This window comes from Streptomyces sp. NPDC060064 (assembly GCF_042736455.1).
Classification (GTDB): Bacteria; Actinomycetota; Actinomycetes; order Streptomycetales; family Streptomycetaceae; genus Streptomyces.
On record NZ_JBHWWF010000013.1, the window covers coordinates 78,372 to 100,880 of the forward strand.

16 protein-coding genes and 1 pseudogene are annotated in these 22,509 nt (G+C 71.4%); 7 read left to right on the forward strand and 10 right to left on the reverse strand.

What is annotated here, in order from left to right; all coding sequences use genetic code 11:
• Position 1: 1 nt before the first annotated feature.
• From ACFWDI_RS17410 to ACFWDI_RS17420, 3 genes are all read left to right on the forward strand, one after another.
• Positions 2–823, forward strand: a complete 822-nt coding sequence (locus ACFWDI_RS17410) for a hypothetical protein (RefSeq protein WP_385304856.1) — start codon at positions 2–4, stop codon at positions 821–823.
• Between the two features lie 182 nt (positions 824–1,005).
• Positions 1,006–3,108 (forward strand): DUF4139 domain-containing protein, encoded by a 2,103-nt coding sequence (locus ACFWDI_RS17415; protein WP_385304857.1) that lies wholly within the window; start codon positions 1,006–1,008, stop codon positions 3,106–3,108.
• A gap of 8 nt (positions 3,109–3,116) precedes the next feature.
• Entirely contained in the window at positions 3,117–4,679 is a 1,563-nt protein-coding gene (locus tag ACFWDI_RS17420) for a DUF4139 domain-containing protein (RefSeq protein ID WP_385304859.1), read from the forward strand.
• Between the two features lie 251 nt (positions 4,680–4,930).
• On the opposite strand, the gene dacB is transcribed toward ACFWDI_RS17420, so the two are convergent.
• The 6 genes from dacB to ACFWDI_RS17450 form a co-directional block, all read right to left on the reverse strand.
• Positions 4,931–6,550, reverse strand: a complete 1,620-nt coding sequence (dacB, locus tag ACFWDI_RS17425) for a D-alanyl-D-alanine carboxypeptidase/D-alanyl-D-alanine-endopeptidase (protein ID WP_385304860.1) — start codon at positions 6,548–6,550, stop codon at positions 4,931–4,933.
• Between the two features lie 218 nt (positions 6,551–6,768).
• Positions 6,769–7,089 carry a hypothetical protein gene (locus tag ACFWDI_RS17430; RefSeq protein ID WP_385304862.1) on the reverse strand — a complete coding sequence of 107 codons (321 nt, stop codon included), beginning with the start codon at positions 7,087–7,089 and terminating at the stop codon, positions 6,769–6,771.
• A 41-nt stretch (positions 7,090–7,130) separates the two neighbouring features.
• Entirely contained in the window at positions 7,131–8,126 is a 996-nt protein-coding gene (gene dhaK / locus ACFWDI_RS17435) for a dihydroxyacetone kinase subunit DhaK (protein WP_385304864.1), read from the reverse strand.
• A gap of 65 nt (positions 8,127–8,191) precedes the next feature.
• Positions 8,192–8,848 carry a dihydroxyacetone kinase subunit DhaL gene (gene dhaL / locus ACFWDI_RS17440; protein ID WP_385304865.1) on the reverse strand — a complete coding sequence of 219 codons (657 nt, stop codon included), beginning with the start codon at positions 8,846–8,848 and terminating at the stop codon, positions 8,192–8,194.
• Between the two features lie 22 nt (positions 8,849–8,870).
• On the reverse strand, positions 8,871–9,734 hold the full coding sequence (locus ACFWDI_RS17445) for an HAD-IA family hydrolase (RefSeq protein WP_385304866.1): 864 nt from the start codon (positions 9,732–9,734) through the stop codon (positions 8,871–8,873).
• A 4-nt stretch (positions 9,735–9,738) separates the two neighbouring features.
• Complete coding sequence (locus ACFWDI_RS17450; protein ID WP_385304868.1) at positions 9,739–10,599, reverse strand: ketose-bisphosphate aldolase; 861 nt, start codon at positions 10,597–10,599, stop codon at positions 9,739–9,741.
• Between the two features lie 914 nt (positions 10,600–11,513).
• Here ACFWDI_RS17450 and ACFWDI_RS17455 point away from each other — a divergent pair.
• Positions 11,514–11,684, forward strand: a pseudogene (locus ACFWDI_RS17455) (SDR family oxidoreductase); the annotation flags it as partial.
• Positions 11,685–11,691: 7 nt separating this feature from the next.
• Here ACFWDI_RS17455 and ACFWDI_RS17460 read toward each other — a convergent pair.
• From ACFWDI_RS17460 to ACFWDI_RS17470, 3 genes are all read right to left on the reverse strand, one after another.
• Complete coding sequence (locus ACFWDI_RS17460; RefSeq protein ID WP_351445970.1) at positions 11,692–12,234, reverse strand: FABP family protein; 543 nt, start codon at positions 12,232–12,234, stop codon at positions 11,692–11,694.
• A gap of 323 nt (positions 12,235–12,557) precedes the next feature.
• Complete coding sequence (locus tag ACFWDI_RS17465; RefSeq protein ID WP_385304869.1) at positions 12,558–13,208, reverse strand: hypothetical protein; 651 nt, start codon at positions 13,206–13,208, stop codon at positions 12,558–12,560.
• A complete protein-coding gene (locus ACFWDI_RS17470; RefSeq protein ID WP_385304871.1) occupies positions 13,208–13,552 on the reverse strand; it encodes a hypothetical protein in 345 nt (114 codons plus the stop codon). Before ACFWDI_RS17470 ends, ACFWDI_RS17465 begins: the two co-directional genes overlap by 1 nt.
• Before the next feature lie 478 nt (positions 13,553–14,030).
• On the opposite strand from ACFWDI_RS17470, the gene ACFWDI_RS17475 reads away from it, so the two are divergent.
• Genes ACFWDI_RS17475 through ACFWDI_RS17485 form a run of 3 tightly spaced genes read left to right on the forward strand, consistent with a single transcriptional unit; the run spans position 14,031 to position 19,271 of the window.
• Positions 14,031–14,813, forward strand: a complete 783-nt coding sequence (locus ACFWDI_RS17475; protein WP_385304873.1) for a hypothetical protein — start codon at positions 14,031–14,033, stop codon at positions 14,811–14,813.
• Entirely contained in the window at positions 14,813–17,089 is a 2,277-nt protein-coding gene (locus ACFWDI_RS17480; RefSeq protein ID WP_385304875.1) for a bifunctional serine/threonine-protein kinase/ABC transporter substrate-binding protein, read from the forward strand. Before ACFWDI_RS17475 ends, ACFWDI_RS17480 begins: the two co-directional genes overlap by 1 nt.
• Before the next feature lie 10 nt (positions 17,090–17,099).
• Positions 17,100–19,271 (forward strand): bifunctional serine/threonine-protein kinase/ABC transporter substrate-binding protein, encoded by a 2,172-nt coding sequence (locus ACFWDI_RS17485; protein ID WP_385304877.1) that lies wholly within the window; start codon positions 17,100–17,102, stop codon positions 19,269–19,271.
• 33 nt (positions 19,272–19,304) lie between these two features.
• Here ACFWDI_RS17485 and ACFWDI_RS17490 read toward each other — a convergent pair whose 3' ends face one another.
• Complete coding sequence (locus ACFWDI_RS17490) at positions 19,305–22,205, reverse strand: AAA family ATPase (protein ID WP_385304879.1); 2,901 nt, start codon at positions 22,203–22,205, stop codon at positions 19,305–19,307.
• Between the last annotated feature and the right edge of the window lie 304 nt (positions 22,206–22,509).

The window sequence follows — 22,509 nt, forward strand, 5'->3', positions numbered from 1 at the left end:
CATGAAGGCAGCACGAGCAGCCTGGCGCCGACTCGAGCCCGTACACGGCATGATCTACTTCGCCCCCGAGGGACAGCGACGGTACGCGGACCTCGGACTGAGCGGACGCGCCGGGTACTTCGCCTCCCGGAGCGCCGCCTTCGGCCGAGCATCCGCTGAGCTGGTCATCTCGACCTTCTACAACTTCAACCCCGGTCTCGTACGGAAAGCGGTCGACGGGGTCTGGGACGCGGTGACGCCGCAGCAGGTGCTGGACGCGCGGCACGCCGCCGCGAGCGAGGCCCTGCGACGGGCCGACATCCACGAACTCCCCGCTTTCGACGAGGTCCTGGCGCTGACCCGCAGGGCCGCCGACGCGGCCTGCGAACACGCGCAGGGCCGCCCGCTGTTCGCCGCGCATGCTGCGCTGCCCTGGCCACAGGAACCGGTACTGCAGCTGTGGCACGCTCAGACGCTGCTCCGGGAGTTCCGTGGAGACGGCCATGTCGCGTGCTTGCTGAGCGAGGGCGTGGGGGGTTTGGAGGCCCTGGTTCTGCACGCCGCCACCGGTGAGGTTCCCGTCGACTTCCTCAAGGGAAGCCGCGCGTGGCCCGAGGAGGAGTGGGCCGACACCGAGGAGCGCCTGCGCACGCAAGGTCTCCTCGACGGCGACTCCCTGAGCCCGGAAGGCGTACGCCTGCGCCGGCACATCGAGGACCGCACCGACCGCCTGGCCCTTCCCGCCTACGCTGCCCTGGGTGACGCCGACTGCGAACGTCTCGCCGAACTCGCGAGCCCCTTCGGCCGCGCCGTCGTCGAAGCCGGCCTCCTCAAACTCGGCTGACCTCCGCACTTCACACCCCCTCCGCATCGCTTGATCTGCTCGAACCGGGCGGCCGTGGCCTCGGAGAGGGCCTTGGCCACTCCCGCGGTTGTCCTGGACGCCATCCTCCTGATGCGACGCGGAAGCGCAGACCGCCCGGGCGTAGGCTTCGCTCAGCATGGACGCGGCGGGGGGCGGAGCACATGACGGCTGAGTCAACGTCAACACAGAGGTGGGGGTCGACCCTCGATTCGGTCGTGGTGTACGCGCAGGGCGCGGTCTGCCGCCGCCTGGCCCGGGGCAGCGTGTCGCCCGACGGCCGGGTGCGGGTGACGGGACTGCCCCGCTCGCTGGACCCGGGCTCGCTGCGGGCTCGTGTCCTGGGGTCCCCCGGGGTGCGCGTCACCGAGGCCCGGGTGGAAATCGAGGCCGAGCCGCTCGGCACGGGCACGCCCGACGAGTTGCGGCGCGAGGTCGAGCGGCTGAGCGACGAGTGCGCGGCGGCGCAGGGACGCCGGGACCGACAGCTGAGCCTGATCGAGGAGGTCAGAGCTCTCCACCCGGTCCCACCTGCCCGCAGGCGCGAGGACCCGCACCGTCGCACCCCGGTCGACGCGTTGCTGGAGCTCGCCGACTTCGTCGACGAGCGGCTGACGGGACTGCACAACCGCCTCGTCGAGCTGGAGGAGGCGCTGCGCAACGTCGAGCACGAGGTCACCGTCGCCGCCGACAGGCTCGCCCGCGCCTCCACCGACGCGCCGTCAGCGCACGTGGAGACCACGGTCTGCGCCGTCCTGACCCTCGACGGCACCGGTGACGCGGAGGTGGAGCTGGAGCTGGAGCTGGAATACGGGGTGCCGGGCGCCGTCTGGGTGCCGGCCTACCGTCTCACTCACCGTCAGGGCGACGGCAGCGGCCGTCTGGTGCTGCGCGCCTCGGTCGCCCAGCGGACCGGCGAGGACTGGACCGGCGTGCGCATCGCCCTGGCCACCGCCGATCTTCGGCGCCGCACCGACCTGCCGAGGCTCCGCTCGATCCGGATCGGACGCAGTCAGCCCGCCCCCGCGCCTTCTGGCTGGCGCGAGCCCCCGGCCGGGCTCGTCGACCTGTTCTCCGGGTACGACGCGGCAGGCCCTGCCCCGGCCACGACCGCCGCACCCGCGGCTGTCGGGGCCGGCTCCGCGTCCGTGGGTGCCGCGGCCGGCTCCGCGTCCGGTCCCGTTCCGCCACCGCCGCCGGCACCGCAGGGCTACGGCGGTCCGCCGGCCGCAGTCCCGGTGCCCGGCGGCGCATACGGCGCTCCGCCGGAAGTCTTCGGCGGCGCGATGCCCGCCCTCGCGCAGCCGGCCGGGTCGCGACCGGGCGACATGCCGCGTAGCGCCGGCAGGTCTTTCGCGGGTGCCCCCGCCATGGCGCCCGCGGCTCCTGGCCGGGCTGCGCCGCCGCCCCCTCCGGCACCGGTAGCCGGTCCGCCGCAGCCGAGCGGCGCCGAGCTCGACTACGCCGCCCTCGTCCTGTGCGGCCCCGACGCGCAGGGCGGTCGCAGAGGCCGGCTGTTTCCCGACTCTCCCTTCGACCCGGTGGCGGCCGAGTACCGCCGCCGCGCCGAAGCCGTGGCCGCACTGCCGCTGCCCGGACAGGCCGTGCGGCCCCGCGAGTCGGCGGGTTCCTTCGACCACCGCTTCGATGCCACCGCCCGCGCCGACATCCCGTCGGACGGCACCTGGCACACCGTCACCGTCGGCGAGATCCCGGTCGGCCTGCGTACCGAGTACCTCTGCGTGCCGTCCGTGGAGCAGACCGTGTACGCGACGTTGGTGCTCTCCAACGCCACCGACCAGGCACTGCTGGCCGGCCCGGTGGAGGTCACCGTCGACGACGACTTCCTGCTGACCGCCGCACTGCCCACGCTCGCCCCCGGAGGTGTCCGCCGGGTGGGGCTCGGGCCGGCCGAGGGCATCCGGGTCACCCGCCGTACGAACCTGCACGAGTCGACCTCGGGCCTGCGCAGCAACACCACCGTGCTCGACCACCGCGTCCACGTGGAGCTGGCCAACCGGCTCGTGAGGCCCGTCACGGTCGAAGTCCGCGAGCGGGTGCCGGTCACCTCCGAACCGGACGTCCGGATCGAGGAACGGGCCGACTGGGCGGCACCCGAGGAGGGCACGGGGCCCGATCGACATGCGCCGGGCACCCGCGTCTGGCGACTGGACCTGCCCGCAGGCGCCACTGCCGTCCTCGACGGCGGCTACGAGATCCGCATCCCGACCGGCAAGGCCCTGGTCGGCGGCAACCGCAGGAGCTGACACACGCCATGTCCACGGCCCCCAAGCCGATCGCCCTCCCCGTCACCGCCGTCACGTGCCTTGAGGATCGCGCCCACATCGAGCGCGCCGTCGTGCTCGACCTGGAGGCCGGGGTCCAGCGGCTGCGTCTCGGGCCGGTCAGTGCGCTGGCCGTCGACCGGACCCTCCATGCCGAGCTGACCGCCGATCACCCCGCGACCGTGCTCGACGTGCGGATCGTCCGCAGCTGGACGCCGCGCGGGCCGCTGCCGTCCACCGACGACGACTCCGCCCTGCGCCACCGCGTACACGCCCTCGAAGAGGAGCGGCTCGCCCTGGGTCAGCGACGCGACCGGCTGCACGCCCGCCTTGACCTGCTCGGCCGCCTCGCTGGCGATCTGCTGCGGGAGATCGGCGAAGGCGCCGGCTCCGGGGAGACCGAACGGCCCCGCTGGGCCCGCGAACTGGACCGGGTGGACGACGAGCGCGACGCGCACGGCGAGCAACTCCGCACCGTGGAGGCCCGGCTGGCCGCCCTCGCTGCCGAACTCGGGGAAGCCCAGCGGGCCATGCATCTCTCCGAGCAGGAGCCCGCTGAGCTGGTCGGCCATATCGAGTTGACCGTGGAGGCCGCGGTCGCCGGGCCGGTCGGGCTGCGCCTGAGCCACCTCACCCCGTGTGCGCTGTGGCGGCCCGCCTACCGGGCCGCGCTCGACGGGTGCTCCCTGACACTGGAGACCGACGCGATGGTCTGGCAGCGCACCGGTGAGGACTGGTCGGACGTACGGCTGACATTGTCGACGGCCCGCTCGGCGCTGGCCACTGATCCGCCTCGGCTGGGCGAGGACCGGCTGACGCTCAAGGACCGCTCCGCAGCGGAGCGCCGCACGGTCGACGTCGAACTGCGCGAGGAGGAGATCGGGGCGCTCGGCCCGGCCCCGGTGCTCGGCCTGCCGGGGGTGGACGACGGCGGCGAGGCGCGGGTGTTGAGATCCCCCTCGCCGGTCTCGGTGCCCGGTGACGGCCGCGCCCACCGAGTGCAGCTCTCCACATTCACCACGGCCGCGCGCAGTGAGTACGCCTGCTCACCGGAGCTGTCCCCCCTGGTCACCCAGGTGGTGCGGTTCGACAACCTGTCCGGACACGCGCTGCTCGCCGGGCCCGTGGACCTGGTCCGCGGCAGCGGATTCAGCGGCCGCGGCACGCTGGACTTCACCGCCCCCGGCGCCCCCGTCGAGCTGGCCTTCGGCAGCTGCGACGACTACAGCGTGGTCCGGCATGCCGAGGAGTCCCGCGACTCCGCCGGAATCACCCAGCGGACCGTGGTCACCCGCACGGTCCGGCTGCACCTGTCCCGGTTCTCCGCCCCCGGGGAGCACGGCGAGCGGGTGGTCGTCCTTCGGGAGCGGATCCCGGTCTCCGAGGTCTCGGCGGTGGAGATACGCCTGCACAAGGATGCATGCTCCCCGGCGCCCGACGTGGTCGACGCCGAGGGCATCGCCCGCTGGGACGTCACCCTCCCGCCCGGCAGTCGCCGCACGGTCACCCTGGTCTACGAGCTGTCGGCGAGCGCCAAAGTCACCGGGCTCTGAGCTCGGTGGGCCGCTGCCCGCCTGCTGGTGCAGGCCTGATCCGGGCTCCCGCCCCCAGCCGGGGGGCGTCTCACAAAGCCGAAGGACATGAGGGCCGCAGGGGCCGCCGGTACGCGGCCTATGCCTGGAGCGCTCTCGATCGTGGCTCCTCAGGAACAACTGCAACGGTGGGAGGGCGAGAGGCCGTTGGCTGTTTCCCCGACAGCCGCACGGCGTGCGGATGCCCTCGATCGGCCGCGTTTCCGTCCTCTTCAGTCTCCCCGCCGCGCCGCCTCCTCCTGCAGATACGCGGAGATCATGGCGAGGTCGTTGGCAATGTCCAGTACGCCGTTGACGTCGGTCGTCGGGGTGGAGGCGCCGTTGACGCCGGCGTAGAAGACGTCGAAGTGGCCGTTGCCCTTGTCCAGGTAGCCGGCGAGCGTGATGGCGCCGACGCCCAGACGGTTGTTGAGCGCGTCCAGCCCGACGGCGGCGCCGGTCTTGGCGAACACCTTTCCGCGCGCGGGGCAGTCGCGGCAGTTGTTGGCCAGCAGGCCGTCGACGCCGAGGATGGGAAGCGAATTCCGGAAACGCTCCGCCTCGGGGGTGCGCAGCCAGTACGTCAGCATCTGCACCAGGGCCTTCGGCGTGGCCCGGTCGACGGGATTGCCGCCCCGTCCGTCCGCGAGCTGCACCTGCTTGCGGTCGACGCCCGCGCGGTCCAAGAAGCCGGCCAGGACCGGGAAGCCGTCCATGCAGTCCTGGCTGCCTGTCGTGACGGCCATCAGGCACAGGCCGAGGTTGGCGCCAAGGTTGTGGCTGACTTTGAAGATGAGCTTGGCGTACTGGGCGTAGGGCGGGGATGTGTATGTGGCCACGCGCGGCCGGCCCTCGTACGAGCTGGGGAGCCGGTCGGCCGGGTTGGGTCCCGTCGGGTTGGCGGTGACCTCCACCCCGGCTCGTTCGAGCGCCTCGATCAGCGCGGTGCGTCCGAAGGCCGCCGGGTCGGCGATGTCGGACACCTTCAGCGCCGGGTCGGCGTCGGCTGCGATGGTGCCGGACAGCTGGATCCGGGTGCCGTTGTCGGAGGTTGTCACCTCGATGTCGGTCGGCTCCCCCGCTGCGACGGTCTTCACTGTCGACGTGACGCGGTACGGGGCGACTTTCGGCCGCCAGTCCAGCTGCGCGGGCGCGCCGGGGCGGTCGCCGGGTGTGGTGAGCAGGTCGATGAGATTGTCGTTGATGATCAGCGGGGTCGGGGTGGGGTCGAAAACGGGCTCGGGCAGGAAGAGCCGCTCGTCGACGATCACATTCCCGTCGACCTGGGTGATGCCGGAGCGCCGTACCTGTTGCGCGATCAGGTCGATCCCGGCGAGTGGGTTCTCCGGGGTGAGCGTGGCGCCGGGGAAGCTGTTGGCGTACGTGTGGTCGAGGTCGGTATAGGCGACCGTGCCGTCGGGGCGGGTTCTGCCGCCCATGGTGAGGTCGCCCTGGGCGACCAGGTCGAGATTGCCCTCCAGGGTGCTCCCGCGCCGCTCGCCGACCGCGTAGAGCGGCGTCCTGAAGCGGTGGTCGCCGCCGAGGGTCGTCCATGTCCCGGACACGCTGAACAGCTTGGCCGTCGACCCGGGTATGAAGAACTGCTCGGCAAACCGGCTGTGGACCACCCGCCCGCTGTCCGGGTCGCGCTGGAGCAGGCCCCACTGGGCGTTGGGGTAGTCCGGCTTCCGCATGATCTCCGTAATCCGCGGGTCGAGCCGGTCGGAACCGCTGTCGTTGGGCGGCGACGTCGCCTGGGCTGCCGTGCTCGAAGCCAGGGCTCCGAGGAGCAGGGCGCAGCATCCGGCGACAGTGCGACGCCGAAAGGACCCTGGATGCTCTCCTCGCACCACAGCACGCCCCCGTTCGTCTCGGCGGTTTCCACCCCATGGGGTCAGGTATGCACCCCACGGGGCGCCGGATGCGCGCGGCGCAGACGGCCATCGCCAAATCGGCGCGGCACATTCGTCCGAAGCCCTGTGCCGCCCAGTCGTGACAGCCGTCCCGGGTTTTGGACCAGTCCTTCGTACAGACCTGCAGCCCCGGCGATGTCGTTGCTGCAGCCCCTGAGTCAACATTCTCCCCCGACGGTCCACGCGGTGCCATATGACAGGTTGACGCCGCAATAGAGCTGGTCCTTCTCGTCGGGATGTTCAAAGGACTTGGACTGAGCCCAGAGGATCAGTTCGCCGATGGGGCCGATGGACACGCTTTCCCCGAGCACGGGATTGTCGCTCGTGATGAACGCGTCCTTGAAGCGATATCGCTCGTCGTTGCAGCCGTGACAACCGCAGTTGGGATCGACGCATAGGCGCAGACGGCCGATGTCCTGTGCAGCCGGCAGTACTCCGGCACGGCCGGCTGCACGGAGAAACTGCCGGATCGGGGTCATCGCGGCGCCTGATTCTCCGGGCGAGGAGTGTCGTCGACCCGTCAGAACACGCGGATCGGGATCTCGGCGGGGTCGGCGAGCAGATCGGAGATCTCGTCGTCCAGTCGGACCAGTGTGACGGAGGCGCCGGCCATGTCGAGCGAGGTGCAGTACTCACCCACGTAGCTGCGCCCGATCTCGATGCCTCGCTCGGTCAGCTGCTTGTGGGCCCGTCCGTACACCAAGTACAGCTCTCCGATCGGTGTGCCGCCGAGGCCGTTGACCATCAGTGCGACGCGGTCACCGGAGGAGTACGGCAGGTCGTCCACAACCGCGCTGACGAGCTCGCGCACCATCGCGTCCGCCGACTGGAGCTTCTCCCGCTTCCTGCCCGGCTCGCCGTGGATGCCCACGCCCATCTCCACCGCGTCTTCGGGCAGGTCGAACAACGGCGAGCCCTTCGCGGGCGGCGTGCAAGCGGTAAGCGCCATGCCCATGGTTCGGGTGACTGAGTTGACCTTCTCTCCGATCCGGTGCACCTCGTCGAGGTCCGCTCCCCGCTCGGCGGCCGCGCCGACGGCCTTCATCACGAAGAAGTTGCCGGCCACCCCGCGCCGGCCGACGGTGTATGTCGAGTCCTGTACGGCCACATCGTCGTCGATGAAAAGAGTACGTACAGTCACCCCTTCGGCCTGGGACAGCTCCTCGGCCATCTCGAAGGCCATCCGGTCCCCGGTGTAGTTGTTGACCAGCAGCAGAACGCCCTTCGGGGAGGCGACCAGCTTGACCGTCTCGTAGACAGAGTCGGCCGGCGGCGCGGAGAACACGTCGCCGGGACAGGCCGCGTCGAGCATCCCCTTGCCGACGGTCATCACATGCGCCGGCTCGTGACCGGACCCGGAGCCCTGCACGATGGAGACCTTGTTCTCCTGCGGGGCGTCGGCGCGCATGATCAGGTTGTACTCGGGGACGTACTTCAGCGTGTCGGGGTTGGCCAGGGCGAGCCCCTCCAGCATCTCCGCAACGTAGTCCTTCGGGTCGTTGACGAACTTCTTCATCCCGCAACTCCTTCGTGGTGCCAGCCGCCGGGAGGCGGTCCGGGAGCCAGGCCCGCTGCCTGCCGTCAGTCGCGTGCGTCCCACTCGGCGGCGACGCGCTCCGCCATGACCGCGACCGCCACCGCGCCCGGGTCCGGCGAGCCGATACTGCGCTCACCGGTGTAGCTCTGACGGCCGCGTCGGGCCTGCATGGATGTCGTCGCGTCGGCCGCAGTACGGGCCGTCGCGGCGGCCAGCCCGGCGAGTTCCGCCGCGCCGGCCCCCGGTCCGCCATCGGCCAGCCGCTGCTCCAGGGCATCGGTCATCGGTATCAGCGCGTCCAGCAGCGTTTTGTCGCCGAGGTCGGACTTGCCTCGCGCCTTGATCCCCTCGGCCGCGGCCCGCAGCATGGCCACCGCATCCGCGGCGTCCGGCTCCGGTCGGTCCTTCACGGCCCCGGACGCCCGCAGAAAGGCTGTGCCCCAGAGCGGCCCCGACGTGCCGCCGACTCGCTTGGAGATCACCAGAGCGACCTTCTTCAGGAATTCGGCCGGCGAGTCTGCTGCGAGGGCGTCCCAGTCGGCGAGCACGATCTCGAAGCCTCGAGCGAGCGAGAACCCGAAGTCCCCGTCACCCGCGACGGCGTCGAGGTCACCAAATGCCTTTTCGTTGTCGACCGCCGCCCGGGCAATGGTCCGGACGACGAAGGCGAGGTCGCTGACGGGTGTCGATGGCGATGACATGACTCTCCTGACTGCCGCGACGTCAGTGCGAACGAGGATCCGGACCGGGCGGCGCGGAGCTGGGCGACCCTGCTGCGGGCGGCCCCGATGCGGTGGTGCCTGCGTCGCCGCCGGCGGTGAGCAGGACGGCCAGGTCCGCGAGCTCCACCCATGGCCCCGGGTGGGCGCCGAGCGGATCGCTCAGCACCCGGGTGACGATCTCCTCCGGCGGCGGATCGCCGAGCGAGGTGACCACCAGAGAGGCCCCGGTGAAGTCCTCCTGCGCGGTGTAGGCGCTGGTCGTGACGGCGCAGGCCAGCCCGGCGCCGAGCGCGGACAGCATTCCGTTGCTGCTGTCCTCGATCGCGACGACGCCCGCCGGATCGAGGCCCAGCCGGTGTACGGCGAAAGCGTAGATGTCCGGGGCGGGCTTCTTCCGCTGGACCACGTCCCCGGCGAACACGCTGAAGTGAGCGGCCAGTTCGGGACCCATGGCGAGTTCGAGCACGCTGCGGACGGACGCCTCGGCGGAGGTGGAGGCGACCGCGAGCGTCCATCCGGCCTCGTGCGCCTCGGCCGCGACGCGCCGCACGCCGGGCCTGGGCGGAATGCGTCCGCTGCGGATGATCCCGGTGTAGATCTCGGTCTTGCGCCGGTGCCAGCCGGCAACCTGCTCCTCAAGTGCGGCCGGGTCGGCAGGCAGACCGGCGGCAGCGACGAAGTCGGGGGTCAGCAGCGTCCGCATCCGCTCCTTGCCGCCGCCGACCTTCACCTTCTCCGCGTACTCCTCGTCGCTCCACCGCACGGGCAGACCGAATTCCTCGAACGTCTCATTGAATGCGGGCAGGTGTCCGTCGCGTTCGGTATCGGCGAGGACGCCGTCGCAGTCGAAGATGAGCGCGGGCATGTTCTCAGGCCGCCCGCCCGGCGCTGCCGAAAAGCCTCATCAGGGAACCGGACAACTCGATGACATCCTGGCGAACGGCCCGGAAGAGCGACGGCGGATCCCACTTCTGCCGCTCCTCCGCCGTTTTGAGGAACGCCAGATTCGACTTCATGAACGTCTCCTTGAGGGCGGTCGAGATGTTGACCTTCGCGCACCCCCGGGAGATCAGGTCGCGGAACTGCTCGTCGGACAGTCCACTACCGCCGTGCAGCGCGATCGGAACCGGATGGGCAGCCACGATGTCGGACACGCGCTGGGCATCGAGCACCGGCGCCTGCTTGTACGACCCGTGGGCGTTCCCGATCGCCGGTGCGAAGACGTCGACTTGCGTGGTCCGCAGGAACTCCAGCGCGACTGCGAGGTCCTGTTGCTCGGCGGCGATGTCGCTGCCGATGCCGTCCTCCACACCAGTGATCGATTCGATCTCGCCCTCGACCGCGGCCCCGTACGCGCGAGCTTCCGCGACGACCTCGACGGTCTGCCGCATGTTCTCCTCGACCGGCAGCTTGGAGGCGTCGAAGAGCACCGAGTTCCATCCCCGACGCAGGCACTCGGTGATGACCTCGCGTTCCGGGCAATGATCCAGGTGCAGGGCGACAGGTACCTCGATGCCGGCGGTCATCGAGGTCCACATGGCGTAAAGCACGTCGCTGCCGATGGACTTCACCGTCTTCACCGAGGTCTGCACGATCAGCGGCGACGCGTTCTCCACCGCGGCCGCCAGCACGGCCTCCAGCGTGAGGTCGTTGAACACGTTGATGGCCGGTACGGCGTAGCGCTCGTTGAAAGGCCCAGAGAGAATCTCGGTCAGCGGTGTCACACCCACGGCGCCTCCACTTTTCCGCCCCCGCCCCCTCCATTCCACGCCCGCGCATCGCACCCCGCCACTTGTAGCCTGGATTCAGGCGGCCCCAGCGGCCCGTCGGTACACGAGCGCGTGGCCGCGCCCGCGCCACATTTCCGGCGCGTGCTGGATCTGAATTGAGCCGATGTGGTCCTGAACGTACTGCTGACAGCAACGGACGCCTTGGCCTGACCGGCCGCGAGAGGCACGAGGAGTGGACGCCGCAATGGGCGTCCCACCCGGCCGACCACGATCACGCCCGCGGTCGGGCCTGGTCACCCCTGGCGGAGGCGTCATCTGGAACCAAGATCCGGACCATATGCGGGCCGGCGACCCGCCCGATCTCGACATCCGCTGTTCCAGCAGGTCAACGACGTGATAGGCCTGTACGACCAGCAGACGAAGGACTTGCCGGCAGGCTTCGCCGCCGATCTCACTGATTGCGGACGACAGACCCGAGACAGTCCCTCAGCCACGCTCCGCGGATCGTTTGGCGCGGCCGGACTTCGCATCTACAGACTCACCAAAGCGGCGCCCGAGGAAGGTCAAACGGACCCGACGGTCCGTGTTGCTCGTGTTCGTGTCCGCCAACCTCCGTCAGGACAACCGCCAAGGTACCCGAGCGCGGAAGCTCCACGTGATGCGTCATCGGAATCACGTCGGAGCGGGCGCGATCTAGGAAAACAGCAGGTCAGGTAGGGTTTCTCGACCCGTCGGGAGCGCTGGTGGGCGCCCGGAGCGTCACGGCCGATACACCGTGACCACTCGTCGCAGGTAAGCCACCTACGCCAACAACCGACCTCGGTGAGCCCAGGACCGGGTAGAGGAAGCCGTACGTGGGACGAGACCGGCCCCCCGCCGCCGCCTCGCTCCATCTTGGCCATCCACCCGCGGCCGGGCGTCCCGGTGAGCCGCGCGAGGTCGCCGAGGCCGTCGCCTGGCTGCTCTCCCCCGCCTCCTCCTTCGTCAACGGAGCCGTCCTCACCGTCGACGGCGGCGTGACCGCCCTCGACCCCGGCACGCTCGCCTGCGACTTCCGGATCGAACCGCGAGCACCACACGCCTGACGCCTGGTCAGGGGTTCCGTCGAAGCCGTGCCGAAAGGTGGTGCTGCAGGGGTTGACCGACCGCCGCGAGGTCATGGACGAAGGCGAGCGTGTCTTCGTCCGTCACGGTGTAGCGGCGGCGGGTGGCGTTCACCTCCTTGGCCGTGGGAGTGAGAGCCACCTCGTGGGTGGTGAGGTCGACCGTGCCGGCGTCGGCGCTGCCGACCAGGATCTCCGCGATGCCGGTGGGCTGGGTGATCAATGCCTCCACACGTCCATCGGGTTGGAGCCGCCACCAGCCGCTCTCCCGGGCCGACGGCCGCAGCGGGGTACCGTCCGCGCCGAGCAGCCAGGCGCGCGCCTCGTAGTGGAGAAAGGGCCGCCCGTCGTGGCTGAACGTGACCTCCTGCGCGTACGTGAACTCCTCGTCGAGCGTCGGATATCCGCCCCGGCCCCGGCCGGCCCAGGTACCCAGCAGCCCGATCACCGGCGCGAGCAGTGCGTGCGGTGCGGGTGCCTCGTCCGATCGCAGGGCGTCGGGGTACGGGGGCTTCTGGGCGGGGTCGTACATGATGCGCGCTCCTGGGTCGAGGCCGGTGCCGGACGGCAGCTTAGGCGGACGCGCGGACCGCCCGGGCGAAGGCTTCGCTCAGCATGAACACGGCGCGGGGGGCGGAGTACATGAAGGCTGAGCCGGCACGGAGATGGGGGTCGACTCTCCAAAGCCGTCTCGGAACGGCAACCGCGGACTCTGCGCCCAGCCGTACCGACCACGGGTCCGCGCGACTACGTGTGTGCACGGGCGAGTTCGGGAACGTCCTTCCACACGTGACCACCGCGTACAGTAGGTCGTCGTCGTATGGGTGCTCGGGCACGGCTGGGCGCGACCCGTTGTCAGCCGTTGACGTCGAACGCCAGCGCGGCCAGTAGTACCACCCAACTGAGCGTTCCGACCACGCAGATGTCGTAGATGCGGCGCCGCAGCCACCGCGGGCGCCGTTCGGGGTCCGGCCACACCATCTGCTGGAGGGTCAGCAGCAGCCCCAGCCCGAAGCCGCACAGGCCGAGGAGCGACACGGGACCCGGCACGAGCAGGCCGTTGCCGAACATCCACGCCTCGCCGCCGAGATAGCGCACCGCAACTGAAGTCGGCTGGTCACCCTTGCACCACCAGGGACGGTCCGGCGAGTTGCCGTAGCACCAGCTTCCCGGCCGCGGCGGCACGTACGCGTCGCCGCGGCCGCCCTTGAGCGTGACGTGCTCGATCTCCGGTCCGCCGTCGTCCGGTTGGAAGGTGCCGGAGCACCAGTACGTCCGGACGACGTCACCGTCGGACGAGGTCGACTCGTGGTCCACGCACCGCTCGACCGCGAGTCGGCCCGGGGTGCCGACCCACCCGGCACCGGCGAGGACCGTCGCGCCGAACAGCCACGCCACGTACAGCCCAGCGATGGCCAGCGACAGGGCGAAATGGGCGGAGATGCCGCGAAACGCCAGAGAGGTTCGGTCGATCGTGGTGCCGGACTCCCCGTCCTGCGTCGCCATCAGACCCGACCCCGGCGGGCGCGCAGGGTGCGCGTCACGCGCGTGATGCCGTAGCCGAGCAGCCACGGCAGCGCCGTTGTGCCCAGGACCAAAACGTAGAGCACGCCCAGAAAGTCGTCCCTCTGGATCGGATCGTCCAAGGCGTCCAGGGGCAGCATCGTGTGGGTGACCGGAAACCCCACCGGCTCCAGCGGCACCAGCACCGACCACAACCGTGGCCGCCAACCGGGTCTACGGGCGCACCACACCCCCAGGGTGCCCATGATGAAGGGCCCGAACGGCACCCACAGCACCACCGGGAAGAGCAGCAGCACCCACCAGTCGTCCGAAAACCCGCCCGTCATCGAAGCCCCCGTCGTCGTCCGTCGCGTGAGTCTCCTCCGCGGCGTCTCCTGGAGGCTTCAGGGGAACTACGTAATCGAGTACGTGGGTTCAGCGCCCGGACCGGGTCGTCCAAGCCGCCGAAGCCTCACGGCAGCGCGTGTACGTGCGGTCCCACCGCGCCCCGACCACGCATTGCCCGCCGCCGCTTCCCAGTTCGTCTGCGGGCTGCTGGGCCCGGTCGGCCGTAAGAAGGCCGGCGGCTGGTCAAATACACCGGACACCAAACCCCGACCACCTCCACCCGGCCTGGTGACCCGCGTTGGGCTGGGCGTCGCCCGAGCCTGCCCCGGGCGGCACACCTGCGGAATACGTAGCCGGATACGTGGTTCTACTGAGGTCCCTTCCCTCCCAGCCGTCTACGTTCGACGAGTCGGATGGCGCGAACGGTGTTGAGGGGACTGAGTGACAGACAACGCCCATGGAATGCGGGGAAGTTGGGTGACCTTGCTGGTGGCGGGGAGTCTGCTGGCCGGGTGTTCGGCCCAGACGGACGACGAGGCTTCCCGGCAGAGCGGTTCGCCCCCGGCCAGGACGTCGCCGAGCGCCGAGGCAACCCCGTCGGGCGGCTCGTCCGCCGGCACTTCCGTCGTCACGCCCGATGCCTCCATCGTCCCCCTGACCTCGAAGGACGGGCGCCGCATGGCCGAGTCCGTCGTGCTCGCCCCGCGCGGCTGGGGCCGGGGCTTCGTCGCCCAGGATCCGGGCGAGAGCACCCCGGGGACCTGGGCCGTGCTGAACGAGAGCTGTCGCTGGCAGCGTGAGAAGCTCCCGCACGGGGTGCTGGCGAGCGCGTCCCGCTACAGCAGGCTGCCTGTCGGCGGCGGCAAGGGCGCGGTCAAGGTGACGGCCGTGGCCACCGTGCACGCCTCCGTCCTCGGCGCCGACGAACAGCTGAGCACCACCCTCGAAGAGGTGCTGCGCTGCCCGGAACAGCGACCCCGGTCCGACGAGCGGATCACGGGTCTGATGTCGCTCGGCACCCCCTTCGGCGCCCGCGAGCAGGAGTACGCCGACGACTCCGTCCTCGAGGCCGGCGAGTACGTCGGGAACGGCGGTGCCGCACAGCCGTACCGGTGGATGGTCGCCCGGCTGGGCACGGTCGTCGTGGCCGTCTCCGTGACGGGCGCGAAGGGGAACACCGCGCAGGAACTCGAACAACTGGGCAGCAAGGCCCTGGCTCAGATGCTGACGCGCACAGAGCAGCGGCTGAAGGGGAAGTGATGGAGCCGCTGCGTACTTCCGACCCGGCCAAGCTGGCGGGCCACCGGCTGCTCGGACGGCTCGGCGCGGGTGGCATGGGTGTGGTGTACCTGGCCCGCTCGGCCGGCGGAACCCTGGTCGCTCTGAAGGTGATCCAGGCCGAGTACGCCGAGGACACCGATTTCCGGGAGCGGTTCCGGCGCGAGGCGGACACGGCCCGCCGGATGACCAGCCCGTGGGTGGCGTCCCTCGTGGACGCGGACCCCGAGGCGGCGCAGCCCTGGCTGGCGACCGCGTTCATCCCCGGCCCCTCGCTCGGCGAGGCCGTCGCCGCGCACGGGCCGCTGCCGGTGCGGAGCCTGCGGGTGCTGGGGGCGCGGCTCGCCGAGGCGCTGCGGGAGCTCCACGCGGCAGGTCTCGTGCATCGGGACGTCAAGCCCGGCAATGTGCTCCTGGCACTCGACGGACCACGGCTGATCGACTTCGGTGTGGCCCGTGATCCCGAGGACACCGCGCTCACCTCGACCGGTGTCGTAGTCGGCACGCCGGGGTTCCTGCCACCGGAACAGGCGCGGGGCGAGCGGGATCCGGGACCGGCCGGAGACGTCTTCTCGTTGGGCTGCGTGCTGGCCTTCGCGGCGACCGGCCGCCCTCCGTTCGGTACCGGGTCGCTCGACGCGCTGCTGTACCGCACCGTGCACGACGCGCCGGACGTGGAGGGTGTTCCGGCGGAGCTCGCCGAGGTGGTGGGCGGCTGTCTGGACAAGGACCCGGAGCTGCGGCCCACGGCCGAGGCGCTGTCCGAGGCCCTCACGAACGCCACGCCCTCGTCGCCCGCCTCGCTCCCCGACCCGCGGGAGGCCCTGCGGGCGGTACGTCCTCACGCGCCCGAGGATGAGGCTCCCGGCGAACAGGAGCGGGCCCCCGGCGACGAGGCCTGGCTCCCCGAGCCGTTGGTCCGGCTGATCGCGGAGCGGTCGGCGGCCGGGCTCGCGCTGCCCGCCGCCGACGACACCGAGGCCGACCCCGCGTCCGCCGGCACCGCGCCGACGGACACCACAGCCACTCAGCCTCCGGCCCGTGCCGTCGGCAGGCGCCGTTTCCTGCTCCTGACCGGGGGCGCGGCGGCTGTCACGGCCGGGGGCGGACTGGCCGCGTGGAGCGCGCTCTCCCGTGACGGCGCGAACGACGGCCCCACTCCGAAGGCGTCCGGTCCCGTGCACACCCTCGGTCTGCACGCTGACCTGACCGGCGATCAGAAAGCGGTCGGCCGGGCTCAGGAACGAGGGCTGCGTCTCGCGGTCGACGAGTTCAACTCCCGTGCGAACAGGCCCTTCACCCTCGCCGTGAAGACGGTGGACGACGGCGGCGATCCGGCTCGGGCGCCCGAGGCGGCCGAGAAGCTCGTCGCCGACCGTTCCGTGCTGGCCGTGATCGGTCCCACCACGGACGCCACCGCCCTGGCCTCGCTGGCGACGTACGACGCCGCCACACTGCCCCTGATCGCGGTGTCGCCCGGCGCTACAGTGCTGGCGGCGAGGGGCAGCCGGTCCTTCCTGCACGCCCGGGTGACGGACCCGATCCTGGCGCTCTACCTCGACGCGTACCTGCGGGGCACCGCGAAGTCGCGCACCGTCGGGATCGTCGACGACCGGGCGGCGGACGCCTATGCCTGGGCGATCAGCAGCACCCTCGCCAAGATCCTTCGGGACGAACGGCAGCCGGCCGTGCCGAAGGTGGTCAGCGCGTTGCGCACCGACTTCGGGCCGACCCTGGACGCCCTGCTGGACGGGGGCGCCGACTCGGTGGTCTTCGCCGGCTATCACGACCGCGCCGCGCTGCTGGCCCGGGAACTGAGCAACCGTGACTTCCCGGGGGCCAGGGCCGCCGCGCAGGGGGTGCTTGACGCCCGGTTCCTGTCCGCCGCGGGGGACGCGGCCGACGGCTGGGTGATCGTCGCCCCGGTCATGGACGCCACCGTGGCGCCCGGGGCGAAGGCGTTCACGGCCGCTTACCGCAAGCGTTTCGACGCGGAGCCGGAGCGGTACGCCGTCGAGACGTACGACGTGGCGCAGCTCGCCGTGAAGAGTCTGGGCTCGCTGACCGCCGGGCGCCGCACCCGGCAGAACCTGACGACGGCGCTGCGCTCGGCCACGTACAAGGGGATCACCAGGAACTTCGCGTTCGACAAGACGACCGGGACCCTGGTCATCGACGGCAGCGGGGTGTACCTGTGGAAGGTCGACGGCGGCCGGTTCGCGTACCAGGGCGTGGCGCCCTACCAGGTGTCCACCTGATGGGAGCCTGATGGAGCCGTTGCGCGGCGCCGACCCGGCCAGGATCGCGGACTACCGGTTGCTGCGTCGGCTGGGCGCGGGCGGCATGGGCGTGGTGTACCTGGCCCGCTCCCCCACAGGCGCGCTCGCCGCGGTGAAGGTGATCCGCGCGGCGCACGCGGACGACGCGGGATTCCGGGCCCGTTTCCGCCGGGAGGTGGAGACGGCGGGCAGGGTCACCAACCCCTGGGTGGTGCCCCTGCTCGACGCGGACCCGGACGCTGAGTCTCCGTGGCTCGCCGCGGCGTTCGTGCCGGGACCCTCACTGGCGGAGGCGGTGGAGGAGTGCGGCCCGCTGCCGTGCGGGACCGTCCGCGTCCTGGGGGCGCGGCTGGCCGACGCGCTGGACTCGGTGCACGGGGCGGGTCTTGTGCACCGGGACGTCAAGCCCGGCAATGTGCTGCTCGCGGTCGACGGACCCCGGATGATCGACTTCGGTATCGCCCGGATGCCGGAGGACACCGCGCTCACCGCCAGCGGGATGGTGGTCGGCTCCCCCGGATTCCTCTCCCCCGAACAGGCCCAAGGCAGGGGCCGGGAGATCGGGCCGGCCAGTGACATCTTCTCACTCGGCTGTCTGCTGGCGTACGCCGTGACGGGCGAGCGCCCTTTCGGGCGGGGCTCCGCGGCCGAGATGTTGATGCGCACGGTCCACGACGAGCCGGACCTGGACGGCGTACCGGAGCCGTTGCTGCCGCTGCTGCGGGGGTGCCTGGTGAAGGAGCCCGGCTCCCGGCCGGCCGTGGCCGAGGTACGGCGGGCCCTGGACGGTGCGGGCGAGGGCGGGGGCTGGTTGCCGGAGTCCCTGATCCAGCTGATCGCGCGCCGTTCGGCCGCCGTGCTCGCCCTGCCCGCCGTCGAGGCGACCGAGGTGTCCGGGGCGACGGCGGCCGACGCACCGCCCGGCGACGAGACGGCCGTCGGCCCGGGAGGCGCCACGCGCCGCCGCTTCCTGGTACTGGGCTCGGCCGCCGGGGTCCTGGCGGCCGGCGGAACGGCGGCCTGGTGGACGGCGAACCGCCCCGGCCGCGCCTCGGCAACGGACGGCGCCGAGTCGCGGCTGCCGCGGCTGGTGGTCGCCCTGCACGCCGACCTGAGCGGCAGCGGCCGTACGACGGGCCGCGCCCACGAGAACGGCGTACGCCTCGCCGTCGACCACCTCAACGCCCGCGCCGGCCGCGGCTTCGACCTGACACTCCAGGTGCACGACGACGAAGGCAGCGCGACCCGGGCGCGCCAGGTCGCCCGGCGACTGGCGGCCGACGAGCGGGTCCGCGCGGTGCTCGGGCCGACCACCGATGCCTGTGCGAAGGCCACCCTCGGCCTCTACCAGCAGGCACTGCTCCCGATGGTTTCCGTGTCGGTCGGACTCGACGATGTGTCCCCCACCACCTACCGGGTGTACACGGCCACCCGCCCCGACGACACGACCCTGGCGGCGCCGGTCGTCGCGTACCTCGTCCGCACCGCCGGGGCCCACAACACGGTGCTGATCGACGACGCCGCTGAGGGCGACTTCAGCTGGCGTCTGTGCGCGGGCGTCGACGAGGCCGTGCGATCCGGGCAGCGCACCACGGTTCGGCGCACCCTCGCCGCCGAGGACGACTCGGCCGACGGCTTCCGTATCCTCGCGGAGTCGGTGACGGATGCCGGAGCGGACGCGGTGGTGTTCGCCGGCGGGTACCCGCGGGCCGCGCGGCTGGCCCGCGCGCTGCGCTCCGCCGGCTACTCCGGTGCGCGGCTGGCCACCCAGCGCGCCCTCGACTCCCGCTTCCTGGCCTCGGCGGGCGACGCCGCCGAGGGCTGGGTGTTCGCCACCGCCTTCCTCGATCCGACCACGGTGACGGCCGCGAAGTCGTTCGTCACCGCCTACCGCGCACGCTTCGGCACCGCCCCGCCCTGGTACTCCGCCGAGGCCTACGACGCGACGCTCTTCGTGGCCCGCGCCATGACGGCGCTGGGTGCGTCGCGCGCGGAGCGGGGCGCGATCGTGGGCCGGTTGCGCGAGACCGACTACCGGGGGAACACCAAACGGCTGCGCTACGACTCTTCCACCTACCGCTACACGGACGCGATGTACCTGTTCCGGGCGTCCGGGGGCGCCTTCCGCTGCCTCGGCGACTACCGGGACGCCACGGCCTGAGCCATGCGTCGTTCCTCAACTGTGGTGCGTTGTTCACGCGCGACGGTCGAGGGCCGTACGCGTCATGAGGCCTGCCAGTGCCGAGCGGGACGGCACGGAGGTCTTCCGGTAGATGGCCGACAGGTGGGTTTCGACCGTGCGGCGGCTGAGGTACAGCTTCGTCGCGATGGCTTGGTTGCTCAGTCCTTCGGCAACGAGTTCGGCAATCTCCCGTTCACGTGTGGTCAGTTGGTCGAGCTCCGTGGGTGCGCGCAAGGTTTCCTCGGCCTGGGGGCGCACAATCGAGGCCAGGTCGGACAGCAGGCGCGCGCCGCCGTCGTCGGCGAGACGGCGGGCCCGCTCCCACATCGCGACGGCGCGCGGACCGTCGCCAGCGGCCTGCGCCTGGGCCGTCGCCAGCAGCAGGGAGTACGCCTCCCAGACCGTCGCACCGGACGGCGCGTACGCCTGCGCGGCGCGCTCGAAGAGATGTGCTGCGGCGCGGCTGTCACCGTGGTGCTGGGCGAGCGCCGCCTCGGCGCGCAGTGCCGCCCCGCGCTGACCGTGAAGACCCATCCGGTCGGCTTCCTCGACGGCTTGTGCGGCCCAGCGCGCGGCCTGCTCGGCGTCGCCGATGGCGATGGCGGTGCTGACGAGGGTGTCCAGCTGGCCGGGGCGTATGGAGGGCTGCAGCCCCAGCAGTTCGGGACCGCCGGCGTTCAGGATGGCGTCCTGCGCACGGTGCGGGTCGCCGCTCACGAGCGCCGTGTGACCGAGCACGCACCTGGCCAACGACGCCCACCAGTGTCTGCTTCCACCGGCCGCAGCCACGGCCTCCTCGGCGGTCGTCAAGGCTCTGGTGTCACCCAGGGGGCACCGCAGGAGGAGGATCAGCGCCTTGAAGCACAGGGTGAAGGCCAGGAGGTCGCTGCTGCCGATGGCTCGTGCGACGGCTTCCGCCTCCTCGGCCGACTCCAGGGCGGACGGCAGCCGACAGGTGTTGAGGTGCACGAAGGCCTTGCTGCTCAGCAGGTGTGGCAGGACGTGGACCTGACCGCTGCGGCGGGCGATGTCCAGACCCCGGTCGGCGTGGCGTTCCGCGTCGGCGTAGCGCTCGAGCAGGGCTTCCGCCCAGGCCAGCCACACCAGCGACTCGCACAGTTCCGTGAGGTTGGGGTCGGTGAGACCGTCTGCGAGCCCGGCGGCGACATCGGCGAGCCGGCGGGCCGCCGCCGTCTCCCCTTCGTATGCCTCTCCCAACGACCCCAGCGCCAAGGCTCCCAACTCTCCCATGAGGTCGCCGTGGGAGCGGGCCACCGAGAGCGTCCGCTCGATCTCGTCACGTACGTCGGGGTAGGAGACGGTGTTCAGGGCGGCCATGCCCAGCGCGAGTCCCAAGGAGACCGCCTGGCGGGGCTCGGGGCCGGGACTGCGGGCCAGTTCCCGCTGCAGCAGGGCCGTCGCTTCCGGGGAGTGTCCGAGATGCCGTTCCATCATGGCGCACAGCGCTATCGCATCCCTGCGCAGCGATGCGTCGTCCTGCCCGGACCTACTGATCAGCATGTGGAGCAGGTCGCGGCTTTCCCGCAGGCTGCCGCCCACAGCGAGTGCTCTGGCGCGCGCCAGCGTCAACTCTCCACGCTGCTGTGCGCAGGCGGGCGTGTCCGGCATGAGCCGGAGGACGACGTCCAGCAGATGAGCGGCCGTCGCGGGCGCCGTGTGGGCGCACTGGGCGGCCGCCTCAATCAACACGGCCGCCGACACGGGATCCCAGCCCACCAGCGACCGCTCGACGTGATGAGCACGCTCGGCGGCGGAGGCACCTGCCCGGGCCAGTTCGTCCGCCGCGCCGCGGTGGATCTCGGCACGGCGTGGTGCGGCGGTGTTCTCGTAGACCAGTGCCCGCAGCAGCGGGTGGCGCAGTGTCCAGCGGCCGTCGGACCCCACGCGCAGCAGATCGCGCCGCGCCAGTGCACCGATGCAGTCGTCGAGTACCTCCGGCGTGGTGTGTCCGGTCGTCAGGCTCAGCATTGTGTGCGTGGCATGGTCGCCGAGGACCGCCACTGCTTCGGCGGTACGGCGCTGCGTCGCGGTCAGCGCAGTCAGCTCGTCCAGGAGCAGGGATCCCAGTCCGCTCGGCACTGCGGACGCAGTGTCGTCGTGGGCCCGGACGGTGGTGCCGCGCGACGACGCGCCATGCCGGTAGGCGTGCAGAAGGCAGTGGAGGTACAGCGGGTTGCCCTCGCTGGATTCATAGATCTGCTTCGCGTCGCCCGGTGGCAGGTCGGAGGCGAGCGCCTCGATCGACGCCTGCTCGGGCAGTGGTCGCAGCGCCGTGCGCAGTACGGCCCCACTGTCGACGCCGCGTGTCAGAGCAGCGGCAAGGGAGTGCGGCGTCTGCCGTTCTCGTCGGGCCACGACCAGAAGCACCCGGCCGCCCACCGGGTGCCGGATCACATGGTCCAACAACTCCAAAGACGCGGGATCCGCCCAGTGCAGGTCGTCCAGGGCCATCACCAACCCGCTGTGCTCCCCGAGCCTGGTCAGCACTTCCGCGACGGCGCGATAGAGGCCGAACCGGTCACGGTTGCCCGAACCCGAATCCGAGCCCTGCACACTGTCGGCTCCGCGCAGCACCGTTGCCGCCACCTCGGGCACGGCATCCGAGTCGAGAAAGGCACGATCGACGTCGGCGAACGCGTCCCTGAACGTCTGGAACGGAGTGTGCTGCTCGTACTCCGTGGCCCTGCCGCGCAGCACGGTCAGCCCATCCTGCCGCGCCCGCGCACAGAGCTCGCTCAGCAGCCGGCTCTTCCCCATGCCGGCGTCTCCGGCGATGTCCACGACAGCGGGAACGCAGTCCTGCCCCAGACTGCCGATCACCGAGATGAGCCGCTTCAGTTCGTCAGCTCTGCCGACCAGCATCGTCGCCGTCTCGTCCCACGCCGGTTCCACCGCGTCTCCATTCCCCCCACGTCCGCGTGTGCATTCCCGAGTGGTCGCTCCTCCGCACCCTGCCTGCACAAGCAGCCGATACCTTCATAGAAACGTCATCATCCCCGGCGGGAGCCGGCTGCACAGTCCCTGGGGGCGCCATTCGACAGGTGGATTCCGGCCTGGCCTCCGTGTCCCACCGTAATGCCCGGCTGACGGTTCGCGGCAGGCGGCTGCTGGTCGGACGTGTCTGCGCGGGCCGCCCCATCGCACATGATCCACGCCCATGCCTCAGCCAGGTGCTCGGGCTGGAGGCCAGCGGCAC